The sequence below is a fragment of the Amycolatopsis stemonae genome, assembly GCF_054781455.1.
The window spans coordinates 966,103-981,951 of record NZ_BAAGUJ010000002.1; the positions used below are offsets into that span (position 1 = coordinate 966,103).

At 70.2% G+C, this 15,849-nt stretch carries 13 protein-coding genes and 1 pseudogene; 3 read left to right on the top strand and 11 right to left on the bottom strand.

Annotated features, from left to right (window positions below; translation table 11 throughout):
* Positions 1 to 19: 19 nt before the first annotated feature.
* The 7 genes from ACYVLJ_RS10855 to ACYVLJ_RS10885 form a co-directional block, all read right to left on the bottom strand.
* The gene (locus ACYVLJ_RS10855) at positions 20 to 1,570 is read right to left on the bottom strand and encodes an ABC transporter ATP-binding protein (RefSeq protein WP_460438495.1); all 1,551 of its coding nucleotides are present in this window, start codon (positions 1,568 to 1,570) and stop codon (positions 20 to 22) included.
* On the bottom strand, positions 1,567 to 2,388 hold the full coding sequence (locus ACYVLJ_RS10860) for an ABC transporter permease (RefSeq protein ID WP_460438496.1): 822 nt from the start codon (positions 2,386 to 2,388) through the stop codon (positions 1,567 to 1,569). The genes ACYVLJ_RS10855 and ACYVLJ_RS10860 overlap by 4 nt, the downstream gene beginning before the upstream one ends.
* Positions 2,381 to 3,334 carry an ABC transporter permease gene (locus ACYVLJ_RS10865; protein ID WP_460438637.1) on the bottom strand — a complete coding sequence of 318 codons (954 nt, stop codon included), beginning with the start codon at positions 3,332 to 3,334 and terminating at the stop codon, positions 2,381 to 2,383. Before ACYVLJ_RS10865 ends, ACYVLJ_RS10860 begins: the two co-directional genes overlap by 8 nt.
* Positions 3,331 to 4,938 carry an ABC transporter substrate-binding protein gene (locus ACYVLJ_RS10870; protein WP_460438497.1) on the bottom strand — a complete coding sequence of 536 codons (1,608 nt, stop codon included), beginning with the start codon at positions 4,936 to 4,938 and terminating at the stop codon, positions 3,331 to 3,333. The genes ACYVLJ_RS10865 and ACYVLJ_RS10870 overlap by 4 nt, the downstream gene beginning before the upstream one ends.
* 127 nt (positions 4,939 to 5,065) lie before the next feature.
* Positions 5,066 to 5,704 carry an HNH endonuclease family protein gene (locus ACYVLJ_RS10875; RefSeq protein WP_451969775.1) on the bottom strand — a complete coding sequence of 213 codons (639 nt, stop codon included), beginning with the start codon at positions 5,702 to 5,704 and terminating at the stop codon, positions 5,066 to 5,068.
* 289 nt (positions 5,705 to 5,993) lie between these two features.
* Complete coding sequence (locus ACYVLJ_RS10880; protein ID WP_451969774.1) at positions 5,994 to 6,524, bottom strand: hypothetical protein; 531 nt, start codon at positions 6,522 to 6,524, stop codon at positions 5,994 to 5,996.
* 226 nt (positions 6,525 to 6,750) lie between these two features.
* Complete coding sequence (locus ACYVLJ_RS10885) at positions 6,751 to 7,434, bottom strand: hypothetical protein (RefSeq protein WP_460438498.1); 684 nt, start codon at positions 7,432 to 7,434, stop codon at positions 6,751 to 6,753.
* 76 nt (positions 7,435 to 7,510) lie between these two features.
* Between ACYVLJ_RS10885 and ACYVLJ_RS10890 the strand changes: the two genes are divergently transcribed.
* Positions 7,511 to 8,797, top strand: a complete 1,287-nt coding sequence (locus ACYVLJ_RS10890) for an adenylosuccinate synthase (protein WP_451969770.1) — start codon at positions 7,511 to 7,513, stop codon at positions 8,795 to 8,797.
* Here the strand turns inward: ACYVLJ_RS10890 and ACYVLJ_RS10895 are convergent.
* Positions 8,794 to 9,291 (bottom strand): OsmC family protein, encoded by a 498-nt coding sequence (locus ACYVLJ_RS10895; protein ID WP_451969768.1) that lies wholly within the window; start codon positions 9,289 to 9,291, stop codon positions 8,794 to 8,796. The genes ACYVLJ_RS10890 and ACYVLJ_RS10895 overlap by 4 nt on opposite strands.
* A gap of 121 nt (positions 9,292 to 9,412) precedes the next feature.
* On the opposite strand from ACYVLJ_RS10895, the pseudogene ACYVLJ_RS10900 reads away from it, so the two are divergent.
* A pseudogene (locus tag ACYVLJ_RS10900) lies at positions 9,413 to 10,312 on the top strand (TIGR03564 family F420-dependent LLM class oxidoreductase).
* Here ACYVLJ_RS10900 and ACYVLJ_RS10905 read toward each other — a convergent pair.
* Complete coding sequence (locus tag ACYVLJ_RS10905; protein ID WP_451969764.1) at positions 10,293 to 11,927, bottom strand: cation:proton antiporter; 1,635 nt, start codon at positions 11,925 to 11,927, stop codon at positions 10,293 to 10,295. The pseudogene ACYVLJ_RS10900 and the gene ACYVLJ_RS10905 overlap by 20 nt on opposite strands.
* Positions 11,928 to 12,077: 150 nt before the next feature.
* Between ACYVLJ_RS10905 and ACYVLJ_RS10910 the strand changes: the two genes are divergently transcribed.
* Positions 12,078 to 13,307: an MFS transporter gene (locus ACYVLJ_RS10910; RefSeq protein WP_460438499.1), complete on the top strand. Its 1,230-nt coding sequence runs from the start codon at positions 12,078 to 12,080 to the stop codon at positions 13,305 to 13,307.
* On the opposite strand, the gene ACYVLJ_RS10915 is transcribed toward ACYVLJ_RS10910, so the two are convergent.
* Positions 13,291 to 14,835: an APC family permease gene (locus tag ACYVLJ_RS10915; RefSeq protein WP_460438500.1), complete on the bottom strand. Its 1,545-nt coding sequence runs from the start codon at positions 14,833 to 14,835 to the stop codon at positions 13,291 to 13,293. The two genes, ACYVLJ_RS10910 and ACYVLJ_RS10915, sit on opposite strands and share 17 nt — an antisense overlap.
* A gap of 70 nt (positions 14,836 to 14,905) precedes the next feature.
* Complete coding sequence (locus ACYVLJ_RS10920; RefSeq protein ID WP_460438501.1) at positions 14,906 to 15,829, bottom strand: serine hydrolase domain-containing protein; 924 nt, start codon at positions 15,827 to 15,829, stop codon at positions 14,906 to 14,908.
* Positions 15,830 to 15,849 lie beyond the last annotated feature (20 nt).

Genomic DNA, 15,849 nt, shown 5'->3' on the forward strand with positions numbered 1-15,849 from the left:
ATCCTGTCCGGTTTCTGTCCTAGCCGACGCCCTGCGCGGACCGTCCCGGGATCGCGTCCAGCAGCTCCTTCGTGTACTCCGACTCCGGCGCCTCCAGCACCCGCGCCGCCGGGCCCAGCTCCACCAGCGCGCCGTCGCGCATCACCCCGACCTGGTCCGCCAGCTGCCGGACCACCGCCAAGTCGTGGGAGATGAACAGGTACGACAGTCCCAGCGAGGCTTGCAGGTCCGCCAGCAGCCGCAGGATCTGGGCCTGCACGGAGACGTCCAGCGCCGACACCGGTTCGTCGCACACCACGAGGTCCGGCCGCAGGGCCAGGGCCCGGGCGATCGCCACCCGCTGGCGCTGGCCGCCCGACAGCTCCGCGGGCTTCCGGCGGGCCACCGACGCCGGCAGCGCCACCTGGTCCAGCAGCGACGGGACCCGTGAGCGTGGCAGCCCGAACGCCCGCAGCGGTTCCGCGACGACGTCTTCGATCGAGAACTTCGGGTTCAGCGACGCGTACGGGTTCTGGTAGACGATCTGCATCCGCCGCCGCAGCCGGCGCAGCTCCGGCCCCGCGAGCGACGTGATGTCGGCGCCGTCGAAGGAGACCGAGCCCGCCGACGGCGTTTCCAGCCGCAGGACCATGCGCGCCGTCGTCGACTTGCCTGAGCCGGACTCGCCGACCAGGGCCAGGGTTTGGCCGCGCGGGATGTCGAACGAGACGCCGTCGACCGCGCGGATGCCGCCGTCGAACGTCTTCGCCAGGTCCCGGACCGTGACCAGCGGCTCGGCGGCCGGTGCGGGTGGCCGTGAAGCGCTCGACATGCTCGGCGCCGCCGCGAGGAGCTGCTGGGTGTAGGGGTGCGTCGGCGCGCTGACGACCGACGAGCCCTCCTCGACGACCGAACCCTGTGAAAGCACCACGATCCGCGAAGCGCGATCAGCCGCGACGCCGAGGTCGTGCGTGATCAGCAGGATCGCCGTACCCGACTCGGCGGCCAGGGAAGTCAGGTGGTCGAGGATCCGCCGCTGCACGGTGACGTCGAGGGCCGACGTCGGCTCGTCGGCGATGATCAGTTTCGGCCGTCCGGCCAGCGCCGACGCGATCAGGACCCGCTGCCGGAGGCCGCCCGACAGCTGGTGCGGATACTGCTTCGCGCGCAGTTCCGGCGAGGAGACGCCGGCGCGTTCGAGCAGCTCGATGGCCTGTACGGAGGCGGTGCGCCGGTCCGCCAAGCCGTGGATCCGCAGCACCTCCGCGACCTGGTCGCCAACCCGGTGCACGGGGTTCAGCGACACCGCCGGGTCCTGCGGCACCAGCGCGATCTCGCGCCCGCGCACCGAGCGCCACTGCTTGTCGGACAGCGCCAGCAGGTCCCGGCCGTCGAAGGTGATCGCACCGCCGTCGACGCGGCCGCCGCGCGGGAGCAGGCCGATCGCCGCGTGCGCCGTCGTCGACTTGCCCGAGCCCGACTCGCCGACGACCGCGACGACTTCGCCCGCGCCGACGTCGAACCCGACGTCACGGACGGCCGGGACCCCCTGGTACGACACGGCCAGCTCGGAAATCCGCAGCAGGGTCATCGGTCTCCTCCGTCCAGTGCGCGGGACAGCCGGTTCGCGGCGAGGACCACCGCCGCGACCGTCAGGCCCGGGAACGTCGTCATCCACCAGTCCGTGGCCAGGAAGCTCCGCCCGCCCGCGACGAGCGAGCCCCACTCCGGCGTCGGCGGCGTCGCGCCGAAGCCCAGGAAACTGAGCGCCGACACCTCGAGCACGGCCGTGCCGAGGGTGAGCGTCGCCAGGGCGAGCACCGGGCCCGCCGCGTTCGGCAGGACGTGCCGCAGCAACACCCCCGACCAGCGCACCCCGGACGCCCGCGCGGCCTCGACGAACACGCCGTTTCGCACGCGAAGCACCTCCGCGCGCATGACCCGCGCGAAGGACGCCAGGTTCGCGATGCCGACGGCGATCGCGACGTTCGTCGTGCCGAAGCCCAGCGCCGTGACCAGGGCCAACGACAGCAGGATCGGCGGGATGGCCAGGAAGACGTCGACGACCCGCATGATCACCGTGTCGAGCCAGCCGCCGCGGAACCCGGCCAGCAGGCCGAGCGCCGAGCCCGCGACCAGCGCCACGAGCACGGCGATCGCGGTGGCCCGCAGCGAGAGCGACGCACCGTGGATCACGCGCGCGTAGACGTCCCGGCCGGTCTCGTCGGTGCCGAAGAGGTGGTGCAGCGAAGGGCCTTGGAGCCGCTCCACGGGGACGCCGGTGATCGGGTCGTACCCGGTCAGCAGGCCCGGCACGAAGGCCGCGAGCAGCACGAACGCCAGTACGGCCACCGCCAGCGTCAGTCCGGGCGCCACTTTCCGGTGCAAGCGGCGGTCGAGGTCAACCACGGGCCACCTCCGGCGTCCGGGCGATGCGCGGGTCGAGCAGCGGGTACAGCAGGTCGACGACCAGGTTGAGCACCACGAACACCAGCGCGGCCAGCACGATCACCGCCTGCACCACCGGGACGTCCTGCGCGGTGACGGCGGCCGCGGTGATCCGGCCGACGCCGTCGCGCGAGAACACCGTCTCGGTGATCACCGAACCCGCGACGAGGTTGCCCGCCACCACGCCGGCGACGGTCAGCGTCGGCACGGCCGCGTTCCGCAGCAGGTGTCCGAAGTGGACACGCCAGCGGCTCGCGCCCTTGGCCGCCGCGATCTCCGCGTACGGCTCCTCCTGCTGGGTCGCGAGGCTCTTCGCCAGCACCTGGCCGATGATCGCGCCGGTCGGCAGCGCGAGGGTGATCGCGGGCAGGATGATCGTCGCGAAGCCCTGCGTGCCCAGCGCCGGCAGCAGCCGCAGCCGGAACGAGAAGAACTGGATCAGCAGCAGCCCGACCCAGAACGGCGGCAGCGAGATCGCCAGCGACGGAAGCGACAGCAGGGCCTGCCGCAGCCAGCGGAACCGCGTGAACGTGCCGAGGAACGCCGAGCCGCCGCCGAAGACCACCGCGAACACGAGCGCCAGCCCGGTCACCGCGAGCGTCGGCGGCAACGCCGTGACGACCATGTGCGTCGCGTCGTCGCCGGTCGTGACACTCTTGCCGAAGTCGCCGTGCAACGCCGAGACCAGCCGTTTCCCGTACTGGACGGGCAACGGCGAGTCGAGGCCGTACTCCGCGCGGGCCGCGGCGAGCTGCTCCGGCGTCGCCGACGAACCCGCCTCCCCGCTGGCGAGCTTCGCCGAAACGGCGTCGCCCGGCAGCAGGTAGAGGATCAGGAACGACAGCGTGAACGCCGCCCACAGCACGAACACCGCCTGCCCGACGCGCCGGAGCAGATAGCGCCTCACGACAGCCACGCGTCGAAGAGCTGCAGCCGCGACGACGCCTCGAAGTCGACGGCGTGCGCCTGCGAGCTCAGCGCGACGACCTGCGTCAGCTCGAAGACCGGGATCGCGTAGGCGTGGTCGACGATCAGCTTCTGGACCTCGTCGGCCGACGGCTTGCGCTTGGCTTTGTCCACAGTGGACGACTGGGCGTCGAGCGCGACGTCCAGGGGGTTGCCCGGCGCGAGCTTGCTGCGGTTGCCGGCCTTGGTGGAGAACTGGCCGCGCAGGATGTCGGGGTCGGCGCGCGTGACGTTGTACCAGAGGAAGTCGTAGTTGCCGGACAGCTGGATCTGCGTGGTCTCGGCCGTCGTGTGCTGCTCGATCCGCAGGTCGAAACCGATCTTGCGGAGCTGCTGCTGGACCAGCTCCAGCACGCTGCGGTTCTGGTTGAACACCGGCGAGAACACGACGGACGCGCTGAGCTTCTGGCCGTTCTTGACGCGGATGCCGTCGGGGCCGGGCACCCAGCCGTCGCCGTCCAGGAGCGCGGCCGCGCCCTTCTGGTCGTACGCGAGCTGCTGCGAAAGGTTTTCGTAGAGCGGCGTCGCCGAGCCGAGGATGCTGGTGGCGGGCTGGTAGCTCGCCGTCAGCACGGTGTTCACGACCTCGCTGCGGTCGACGCCCTTGAGCACGGCCTGGCGGACCTTCTCGTCGGCGAGCACACCGCGGGTGGTGTTGGCGTGCAGGTTGAACACGACGCCGGGGTTCGGCCGGATGTTCTCGCTGAAGCCGTTGCCCTTGAACTGCGGCTCGTCGACCGGCTGGATGTCGGTGGCCGCGTCGAGCTGGCCGGAGGCGAGGCTGCCGGTGCGGACGCCGGGCTCGGGCACGATCTTGTAGTCGATCTTGTCGAGGTAGGCCTCGCCCTGGTGCTTGAACAGCGACGAGCCCCACGCGTAGCCCTTGCGCTTGGCCAGGACGATCTCCTGGTTCTGCTTCAGGCTCTCGAAGACGAACGGCCCGGAGCCGATCAGGCCGGTGCCCTGGCAGCGCTGCTCCGGCGTCTTCTCGAACGCGGCCGGCGCGAGCACGCCGAGTGACATCGTCGAGCTGGCCTGCAGGAACTGGGCGCTGGGCGCGGAGAACTCGAGGCGCACGGTCCGCGGGCCGACCACCGTCGACCCCTTGTACGCGGCGAGGTAGCCGTAGCCGAGCTGGGCCTTCGTGCCGAGGGCCTTGATGCCGTCGAAGCTGGTCTTGACGGCGGCGGCGTCGACCGGGCTGCCGTCGGAGAACGTCGCGCCCGGGCGGAGGTGGAAGGTGAACGCCGTCGAATCGGCGCTGATCTCCCACTTTTCGGCCAGCCACGGCTTGATCTCGCCGGTCTTCGGGTCCTGGTCGGTCAGCGAGTCGACGAGCTGGCGCGCGACGTTGATGGACGCGTTCGTAGCGGTCTGCTGCGGGTCGATGCAGTCGGGGGCGGACGAGATGCCCAGGCGCAGCGTGCCGCCGGGTTTCGGCGGGCCGGACGCGACCTGTTCGGTGCCCGCGGCGGCGCACGCGGTCAGCAGGATCGGCAGGGTGAGCAGGGCCGCGGCGTTGCGGGCGCGGGAAAGGGGGGACACCGGACGGCCTCCAGCGGGGAGCGGTTGCGTCTTCGACCAGCGACGCTAGTTCCGCGCTGAAGGCCGTCCCAGCAGGCGAACCGCGGTCCCAAACCGTGGCACCGCGGGGATTCGCCCTTGACAGCGATCAGCAGCGGCCGAGCATGTCCGTCAGAGCGCTCTTCTCGGCGGTGTTGATCGTCAGCTTGAACTTGTACTTCACCGCGACCCACATCTTCGCGTAGGTGCACCAGTAGCTGGTCAGCGGCGGCTTCCACTGGTCGGGCGACTTGTCGCCCTTCTCCTGGTTGACGTTGTCCGTCACGGCGATCAGCTGCGGGTCGGTGAGGTCGTTCGCGTACGCCTGGCGCTGCGCCGTCGTCCACGACGACGCCCCCGTGCGCCACGCGTCGGCGAGCGGGACGACGTGGTCGATGTCCACATCGGACGCGGCGGTCCAGGTCGCGCCGTCGTAGGGGCTCTTCCAGCTGCCGGACGTCGGCGCGCAGTCCGAGCCGGTCTGCACGTTCGTGCCGTCGCGCTTCAGCACCACTTCGCGGGTGTTGCAGCTGTTGCCCTGGTCGATCCAGTGCGGGAACTTGTCCCGGCTGTAGCCGGTCTGCGAACCGTCGGCCTTGACGGTCAGGGCCGCGAGCTCGGTCTTCGCCGTGGCGGCGGACGGGATTCCGGGCGGAGTCGCCTCGGCGACGCTGACCAGCGTCCCGGAGAGCACGGCCGTGGCCGCGAGGATCGTAAAGGAATGACGAACAGCACGCCTGGTTGGCATTTTGCTGCCTCCGTGTCAGGTGCGGGGACGACTAACCCTGATACACGAGAGTGGCGTATGCAACACGTATAGGTGACATGATGCCGCGACTGGGTTAACTCCCAGTGACTTCATTGTCGCGACTGGTCGCCGGAATACCCAAGTTTTCGGACGTGAGCTGGGAATTCGCCGCTGCGCCCCGCCCGTTTCGCGCTGACGACCGCTGAAGGTCTTTCACGTTAAAGTAGGTGTTTCCCTCGAACCGCGGGCCGGGCGGGTCGTGCACCCGCCCGGCCCGCGTCCGCCCAGGTCAGCCGATCCCCAGCACCGACTCGGCCGTCGTCCAGTCGGTGAGCATGGCGTGCTGCGCGGCCGCCAGGGTGGCCTGGTTCGCGCACACGGCCTTCTTCACCGCGTTTTCCACGCTGTCCTTCGAATAGGAGTTCTCGTTCCCCGAGTGCGGTTCCGGCCAAAGATTCTTCGGGTCCTTCGGCGCGCCACCCAGTTCGAGCGGAAGGAAATGGTCTTCTTCGTAGTCGGAAAGGCTCGTGTCCGAATACCCGTAGTCCGCGATTCCCTGGATCTTCAATTTGTTGGTGTAGGAAGTCGACGGCCGGATCGTCGCGGTCCAGCCCGAAACGCAAATGGTCGAGCCGATCGTCGACTGCGTGACGTCCGGGTTCAGCGCGCCGGGCGTGCAGGCCGGGTCCGGCAGCGGCAAGTCGGCCTGTGAGCAGGTCGCCTCCGTCGTCGCGGGGGCCGCGTCGGCCACGCCGACGAGGCCGCCGGACAGCACCGCGGCAAGGGTAAAAGAACAATAAAGAGCACGAATTGTGGGCATTCGACCGCCTCCGTGTCATTGATGGGGACCGAATAACCATCAAGCACGGAAGTGGCACTAGGCAACACTTGTGGGTGACACTCGGTTAACGCCGAGTGACACCCGCGCGGCAGCGCCCTGCCGACATCGCGAAAAAAGGCGTGAAAAAGGGCAATTCGCCGTCGAATTGCCCTGCGGTGCGGTGTATGGGGCTTGTCGTCCGGACCTCAGCGCGGCCGGCGATCTTTCATCCGAAAGTTCCGCGGACCAGGCGGAGGTCCTCGGTGTGCCGGTACCACGTCCACTTGTTCACGGCGCGCTCGTGGACCACGTCGTCGCTCACGGGCCGCGTCGGGATGCAGCCGATCTGGAACGCGCGCGCGTAGAGCGTGCTCGGCCGCTTGAAGATCGTCCCCTTCACGACGCGGACGGCGAGGCCGGGCCCGCCCGGGTCGGGGGTCACCTCGATCGACGACGCCGGCCCGCGCAACGCCACCTGTTCGTCGGCGTAGGCCACGCCGCGGACCAGCCGCAGCTGCCCGCGCCCGACGACCACGCCGCCGACGTCGTCGCGGATCAGCGGCACCGGGTCGACCTCGCCGCGCAGGCCCAGCGCGAGGGCCTGCAACGGCGTCTTCGGCAGCCCCCAGAGCGCGGCGACGGCCGAGTCCGGCGAAGACGGTACGAAACCGACCGACACGCCCGAGAGCGCGTCCTTGCGGAGCAGCCGCTGCACGACCGCCGCGAGGTCCGCGTCCGTGCCCGACACGACCAGGTGATCGTGTTCGCCCAGCAAGGGGTCGATTTCCGCCTTGCCGGGACGGCTCGGGACGCGGATCGATTCGACGTCGTCGACCTCTTCGAAGCCCGCCGCGCCGTCGCCGCAGGCCACCACCAGTCCGCGCACCCGCAGGTCCTCCGTTACAGTCATGCACCGGCATTTCGTCAGCGCCACCGGTGTCCGTCCGGGACACTTAACCTCAGTCGTCGAACACCTGGAGTGTCACATGCCGGCCATCGTGCTCATCGGTGCCCAATGGGGAGACGAAGGCAAGGGCAAGGCCACCGACCTGATGGGTGACCGGGTCCAGTGGGTCGTCCGCTACCAGGGTGGCAACAACGCCGGTCACACGGTCGTCCTGCCGAACGGCGAGAACTTCGCCCTGCACCTCATCCCGTCCGGCATCCTCACCCCCGGCGTGACGAACGTCATCGGCAACGGTGTCGTGGTCGACCCGGGCGTGCTGCTCGACGAGCTCTCCGGCCTCGAAGCGCGGGACGTCGACACGTCCAAGCTGCTGATCTCGGCCGACGCGCACTTGATCATGCCGTACCACGTGGCCATCGACAAAGTGACCGAGCGCTACCTCGGCAGCCGCAAGATCGGCACCACCGGCCGCGGCATCGGGCCGTGCTACCAGGACAAGATCGCCCGCGTCGGCGTCCGCGTGCAGGACCTGCTCGACGAGAAGATCTTCCGCCAGAAGGTCGAAGCCGCGCTGGAGTTCAAGAACCAGGTGCTGGTGAAGGTCTACAACCGCAAGGCGCTCGAGGCGAACCAGGTCGCCGACGAGGTGCTGGCCGCGGGCGAGAAGTTCGCGCACCGCATCGCCGACACCCGGCTGCAGCTCAACCAGGCCCTCGAGCGCGGCGAGACGGTGCTGCTCGAAGGCTCGCAGGGCACGCTGCTCGACGTCGACCACGGCACCTACCCGTTCGTGACGTCGTCGAACCCGACGTCCGGCGGCGCGAGCGCCGGCTCCGGCATCGGCCCGGGCCGGATCACCACGGTGCTCGGTATCCTCAAGGCGTACACCACGCGCGTCGGCTCGGGCCCGTTCCCGACCGAGCTGCACGACGAGTCCGGCGAGTACCTGCGCAAGCAGGGCGGCGAGTTCGGCGTCACGACGGGCCGGTCACGGCGCACGGGCTGGTTCGACGCGGTGATCGCGCGCTACGCCGTGCGCGTCAACGGCATCACGGACTACTTCCTCACCAAGCTGGACGTGCTGTCCGGGCTGGAGAAGGTGCCGGTGTGCGTCGGCTACGAGGTCGACGGCTTCCGCACGCCGGACATGCCGATGACGCAGACCGACGTCCACCACGCGATCCCGATCTACGAAGAGCACCCGGGGTGGTTCGAGGACATCTCGGGCTGCCGCACGTTCGAGGAGCTCCCGGCGAACGCGCGCGCGTACGTCGAGCGCCTGGAAGAGCTGTCCGGCGCCCGGATCTCGGCGATCGGCGTGGGCCCGGGCCGGGACCAGACGATCGTCCGCCATCAGTTCGTCTAGGTCAGCTTGGTGCTGACCGGCGTCTCGTTGCGGAACAGGTCGAGCACCGGGCAGTGCTCGTCGACCTCGCGCTTGAGGTCTTCGTAGCGCTCCCGGCTCGCCGGCCCTTCGAGCTCGACGGACACCCGCACGTCCCCGAAGCCGGGGCGCGTGTTGAAGGAGAAGCCGAAGAAGCCGTGCAGGTCGAGGTCGCCGTCGACGGTGACCTTGACGGAGTCGAGCGGAATCCCGCGCTTCGCCGCCCAGAACTGGTAGGTGATGACCTGGCAGGAGCCGAGGGCGGCCAGCGCGAACTCGACCGGGTTCGCGGCCTGGTCGGCCCCGCCGAGCGCGGGTGGCTCGTCCACGGTGAAGGTGTGCTCGCGGACGTTGACCTGGACTTCGGTCTTGGTGCCGGGCTTGAGGACGTTGGCCACGCTGAAGGAGACGGCGGCGTTGTGCGGGTCGGCGTCGACGGCCTTGCGGGTGCCTTCGATGACATCGGTCAGCGACATGGGCTCTCCTGAAGATCGCGAACGGATATCGCCACAGGGTGGGCGAATCTCACGGGCGCCGCTCGGGTTCTCAAGTCCTGGGAAGCCGGAAACCGATGGCGCCGCCCGTTAACTTGGGGGCATGACCATCGGAGTCACGCTCCCGTCGGGCGACACCGGCGCCGCGCCGAACCTCGTCGACGAGCTCGTCGCGCAGACCAGGCAAGCCGCGGACGCCGGGCTCAAGTCCGTCTGGTTTTCGCAGCTGCCCCTCAGCTAGGACGCCATCACGGTCGCCGCCGTTGCCGGGCGGGAAAACCCCGGCATCGAGGTCGGGACGTCCGTCGTGCCGACCTATCCGCGGCACCCGCTGCTCGTCGCCAGTGCCGCGCAGACCGCGCAAGCCGCGACCGGGGGCCGGTTCACGCTCGGGATCGGGCTCGGCTCGAAGGGCTTCCTCGGGCCCGTCTACGGCGTCGAATACCCGCCGCCCATCCGGCACCTGCGCGAGTACCTGACCGTCTTGAACCGGGTTTTCGCCGGGGAAGCCGTCGACTTCGAGGGCGAGACCGTCACGGCGAAGGTGCCCGGACCGTCCACTGTGGGCGGTGACGTCCCCGTCATCGTCGCCGCCATGGGGCCGCAGGCGCTGCGGGTCACGGCGGAGCTGGCCGACGGGACGCTGCCGTTCCTCGCCGGGCCGAGAGCGCTTTCCGAGCGGATCGTGCCGGTCATGGCCGGCAAGCGGATCCTCGCCGCCGTCCCGGCCATCGTCACGAACGATCCCGACGCCGTCCGGGCGAAAGCCGTCGAGCAGATGGGGTTCTACTCCCGGATCCCGTCGTACCGGCGGATCCTCGAAGCCGAAGGCGTCGACCACCCGGCGGACCTGGCGGTCATCGGTGACGAAACCACCGTGCTCAAGGGCCTGCGGCGCTACTACGACGCCGGCGCGACCGACGTCCTCGTCTCCCAGACCGGCATCCGGTCGAGCGAGGAACGCCGCCGGACCTGGGAGGTCATCAGCTCAATCGGTTCGTGAGGGTCGCCGTCACCGACATCTCCTCGAGGTCCAGTTCGCGCAGCACCTTCTGCAGCACGTCGTCGTCGAGGCGGCCGGCGCGGTTCTCCTCGATCATCGCCTTGCGCTGGACGATCAGCAGCTCCCGGCGGGCCTTCGCGAACTGGGCCTGCGGGGTGCCGGGGCGGTCCTCGCCCGACAGCTTGATCGTGGCTTCGGCGAACCGGTAGCGCGTCTCCACCAGGCGTTCCAGCCGTTCCTTGAGCCCCTGGACCTTCTCGGGCGGCAGGTCCAGCGACGCGAGCCGTTCGCGGCTGATCTCGCGCAGCCGGTCGTGCGCCGCCTTCTTCGCGACCTCCCGCGCGGCCAGCTCTTCGGCTTCGTCCCGGGAAGCCTCCGACGGGTCCTGCACCTTCAGCACCCGGATCAGCGGCGGCAACGTCAGCCCCTGGATCAGCACCGTCCCGATCGCCACGGCGAACGCGAACAGCTGGATCTCTTCGCGTCCCGGTGTGCCGGCGGGGACACCGGCCGCCGCGGCCAGCGTCACGACGCCGCGCATGCCCGTCCACGACAGCACCGCCAGCGACCGCCACGACGGCGCCGCCCGCCCGCGGCCGAACAGCCGCATCGCCCGCGGCAGGTACGCGAAGACGAACACCGCCGGGATCCGCACCAGCATCGTCACCAGCAGGACGACCACCGCGACGAGCGCGAGCGTCCCGTTGTCGCGGGCCGCGTGCTGGGCGCCGTCGAGCACGAACGGCAGCTGCAGCCCCATCAGCGCGAACACCAGTGCCTCGAGCATGACGTCGATGGAGGCCCACACGGACCTGTCCTGCATGCGCGTCGCGGGCGACGCGTACAGCGAGCGCGCCCCCAGGTAGAGGCCGGCCGCGACGACCGCCAGGACGCCCGACCCGCTGAACTCCTCGCCGAACGGGTGGAGGTGCTCCGCGGTGACGTACGCGCCGAACGGCACGATGATCCCGAACGCCGACTCCATCAGCGGGTCGTCGAGCAGGCGGCGGACCAGCACGACGGCCGCGCCGATCGCCAGGCCGACCGCGATGCCGAGCACGGTCGCGACGCCGAACACCGCGAACCCGTGCCCGGCCGACCCCGCGGTGCCCGCGACGGCGGCGAGCGCGACCTTGTAGAGCGTCAGCGCGGCGGCGTCGTTGACGAGGCTTTCCCCGGTCAGCACGGTCATCAGCCGCCGCGGCAGCCCGAGCTTGCGCCCGATCGCCACCGCCGTCACCGCGTCCGGCGGCGCCACCACCGCGCCGAGGACCAGCGCCGAGGCGAAGGGCACGTCCGGCAGCAGCAGGTGCACGACGACCGCGACGACCACCGCCGTCACCGCGACCAGCACCACGCCCAGCGCGACGATCGGCCGCAGGCTGTTCTTGAAGTGCGTCAGCGAGCTTTCCAGTGACGTCGAGTAGAGCAGCGGCGGCAGCACGACGGTGAGCACCAGTTCGGGTTCCAGCTCGAACCGAGGCACGCCGGGGATCAGCGCGACCCCGAGCGCGACAACCACCACCAGCAACGGCGCGGACAGGTTGTAGCGCCGGGCGACCGCCGTCAGCGCCAGCGAGCCGGCGAGCACGCCCATGAGCGTCAGGATCTCCACCCGCGCGATCTTTCCGCAGGTAGACGACACACGCTCGGCTTCCGCTGAGTGGAAGTGACCTGGATTACGTCGTACCCCCTGTGCATACTTGTGCGCAATACGCACACTTGTGCGGAAGACGTGCACCGACGCACATCCGGAGGTTCTCCCATGTCCCCTGGCACTCGCTCCTGGGTCGTGCCCCTGGCCTGGACCGCCGTCCTACTCGACGGGTTCGACCTGGTCGTGCTCGGCACCGTGCTGCCCGTGCTCCTGCGTGACCACGTCTGGGGCCTGACGCCCGGCACGGCGTCGGTCGTCTCGACGGTCGGGCTCGCCGGGATGATGCTGGGCGGGCTGGCGATCGGCACGATCACCGACGTCATCGGCCGCCGGAAGTCGCTGATCATCTCGGTCGCGTTGTTCTCGCTGTGCACGCTGTTGTGCGCGTTCTCGCCGTCGACGGTCGTCTTCGGCCTGCTGCGGTTCGTCGCCGGGCTCGGCCTCGGCGGCTGCCTGCCGACGGCGATCACGCTCGTCACGGAGTACGCGCGCAGCGGCAAGTCCGGCAGCGCGACGACGACCGTGATGACCGGCTACCACGTCGGCGCGGTGCTGACGGCGCTGCTCGGCATCGCGCTGATCGCGCCGCTGGGCTGGCGCGCGATGTTCGTCGCCGGGGCGATCCCGGCGGTGGTGCTGATCCCGCTGATGCTCAGGTTCCTGCCGGAGTCCGAGACGTTCGAGCGCGTCCGCGAGACCGAGCGCTCGGCCGGCCACGCGGTGGCGGGCCTGTTCCGCGGTGGCCTGCTGCGCGCGACGATCGCGTTCTGGGTGACGTCGTTCATGGGCCTGCTGCTGGTCTACGGGCTCAACACCTGGCTGCCGGAGATCATGCGGCAGGCCGGGTACCCACTCGGCGCGGCGCTGAGCCTGCTGCTGACGCTGAACGTCGGCGGCATCGCCGGCCTGCTGGTGGCGGGGCGCGTGGCCGACCGCGTCGGCATCCGGCCGTCGGCCATCGCCTGGTTCTGCGCGGGCGCGGTGTTCCTCGCGCTGCTGAGCGTCAAGCTGCCGGCCGTCGGGCTGTACGCGGCGGTGTTCCTGACCGGCTGCTTCGTGTTCAGCGCGCAGGTGCTGGTGTACGCGTACATCGGCCGCGTCTACCCGGACGCGATCCGCGCGACCGGCCTCGGCTGGTCCGCGGGCATCGGCCGGATCGGCGCGATCTCGGGCCCGCTCCTCGGCGGCGCCCTGCTGACGGCCGGAATCGCCTACCCCTGGGGTTTCTACGCGTTCGCCGGCGTCGGCGCGCTGGGCGCGGCGGCCGTGACGGTGGTCCGTCCCGGCCGCCGCTCCCCGGCGGCGCAGAGCACGCCGGACGTCAGCCGAGTTCCTTGAGCTCCTGCTCCACCGCGGCCAGCTCGGCGGCCGAGCCCTGGACCTTCGGGCCCGTGAACCACTTGCGGGCCGAAAGCACCCACCACAGGGCCGCGCCGCCGAGCACCACCAGGAACGCGATCGGCGTGTAGTTGAACGAATCCACCGTCACCGGCGACACCTGCGGCAGCATGAACAGGACGAAGATCAGCACGACCCACACCGTCGCGACGATGCCGACCGGCTTGCCCCAGCGGCCCAGCGTCCACGGCCCGGGCTCGAACGAGTCGCCGCGGCGGACGCGCAGGAACACCGGGATCACGTACGCCACGTAGAGCCCGACGACGGCGATCGACGTCACCGCCGCGTAGGCCGTAGCGCTCCACAGGTACGGCAGGGCCAGGATCAGCGCGCCGCCCGCCGCCAGCCACACGGCGTTGGTCGGGGTCTGCGTGCGCTTGTTGATCTTGTGCCAGATGCCCGACCCCGGGATGGCGCCGTCGCGGGCGAACGCGTAGATCATCCGCGAGTTCGCCGTCACCGAAGCCATGCCGCAGAACAGCTGCGCGCCGATGCAGATCAGCAGCAGGAACTTGCCGGTGACCGCGCCCGTCGCGTCGATGAAGATCTGCGCGGGCGGCACGCCGGTGGCGGAGTTGACGGCGCCGTCGTAGTCCTGGATGGCGAACGTCAGGCCGATCAGCAGGATCCAGCCCGCGACGAGCGAGACGACGATCGACATGACGATGCCGCGCGGGCCCGCCTTCGCCGCGCTCTTCGTCTCCTCGGTCATGTGCGCCGAAGCGTCGTAGCCGGTCAGCGTGTACTGGGCCACCAGCAGACCCAGGGCGAACACGTAGAACGTCGAGCCCCAGCCGGTCTGGTTCACGAAGCTGCCGAAGACGAACGACGCGTCCTGGTGCTTGGCCGGCACGAAGATCAGCACGCCGACGATCACCAGCACGCCGACGAGGTGCCACCACACGCTGACGTTGTTGAGGATCGCCACGATCCGGACGCCGAACGTGTTCAGCAGGCCGTGCACCACGAGGATGATCGCGAGCAGCAGGATCGTGTGCCCCGGTGTCGCGGCGAAGCCCCACTGCAGGTCGAGGAACGCGTTGAGGAACAGCGCCGCGCCGAAGTCGATGCCCGCGGTGACGGCGATCTGCCCGATCAGGTTGAACCAGCCGGTGAACCACGACCAGGCGGGGCCGGACCGGCCCGGCGCCAGCTTCGCCGCCCAGTAGTAGAGGCCGCCCGCGGTCGGGTAGCTCGAGCAGACCTCGGCCATGCCGAGGCCGACCAGGATGACGAACACCCCGACGAGCGGCCAGCCCCAGATCATCGCGGCCGGCCCGCCGGTCTTCATGCCGAAGCCGTAGAGCGTCAGGCAGCCGGAGAGGATCGAGATGATCGTGAACGAGACGGCGAAGTTGGAGAACGCCGACATCGTCCGTTTCAGCTCCTGCGCGTACCCCAGCTGGTGCAGGCGCGCGCTGTCGTCGTCGGCGTGGTCGGGGGTGGTCTGCTGGTCGGAAACGTCCATCGGGCACCTCTTGAAAGGTATGCGGCCAGACCATTGAATTCGCCGAAAGTAGCCCCGGTCCCCGAGGGTGTCAAGACCTCGTCAAATACTCGTCCAGCCGCCGGAGCAGGGGCCCGCCACCTCGGTGGTCGTTCGAGATGAGGGTCGCGGTCAGGCCGGTCGAGGGTTCGTGCGTGCTCCGGAACGCGACGCCGTGGTCGCCGCCCGCCAGCCGCACGACGCCCGGCCGGGGCAGCCAGAAGCCGAGGCCGTAACGCTCGCCGCGCAGCATCCGCGTGACCCACTCGCGCGGCACGATCCGGCCGTCGAACAGGGCGGGCCAGAACTTCCGGAAGTCCGGTGCCGTGCTGTAGATCCCGCCGTCGCCGTGGCCCACCACGGGCAGGCCGAACACGTTGGTGCGGCCGTCTTCCAGGTACCCGGTGGCGGTCCGGCCCGGCAGGGCGTCGGATCGGTGGAACGCCGTGTCGGTCATCCCCGCGGGCTCGGTCACGCGGGTCCGGACGAGGTCGGCGAAAGGTATGCCCGCGACCCGTTCGGCGATCAGGCCGAGGACGACGAACGCGCCGTTGTTGTAGTGGAACCGCTCGCCGGGCGGGAACCGCTGCGGGAACCCGTCGAGGGCGGCCAGGTAGTCGGCCGACGTGACGAGCCAAGGCGGGTTCTCGGGCGGGTTTTCGTCGTCGCAGTAGTCGCCGATGCCGGACGTGTGCGTCAGCAGGTGCTCGACGGTCACGCGGTCGTCGATCAGCGGCAGGTCGTCGCCGAGGACGTCACGCGCTCGGGTCGTCAGCCCGAGGTGCCCGTCGGCGATCAGCCCGACGACGACCAGCGCCGTGAACCCCTTGGTGCCGCTGGCGATCGCGAAGCGGGTGTCGAGCGTGTTCTCGACGCCGTAGCCGAGGTGCGCGTACCCGGACGCTTCGGCGAGCAGCGTCTCCTCGCCGCGGTTGACCAGCACCACACCGGAGAAATCCACGAGGGACGCCTTCATGGACCAAGCGTCCACGAAGG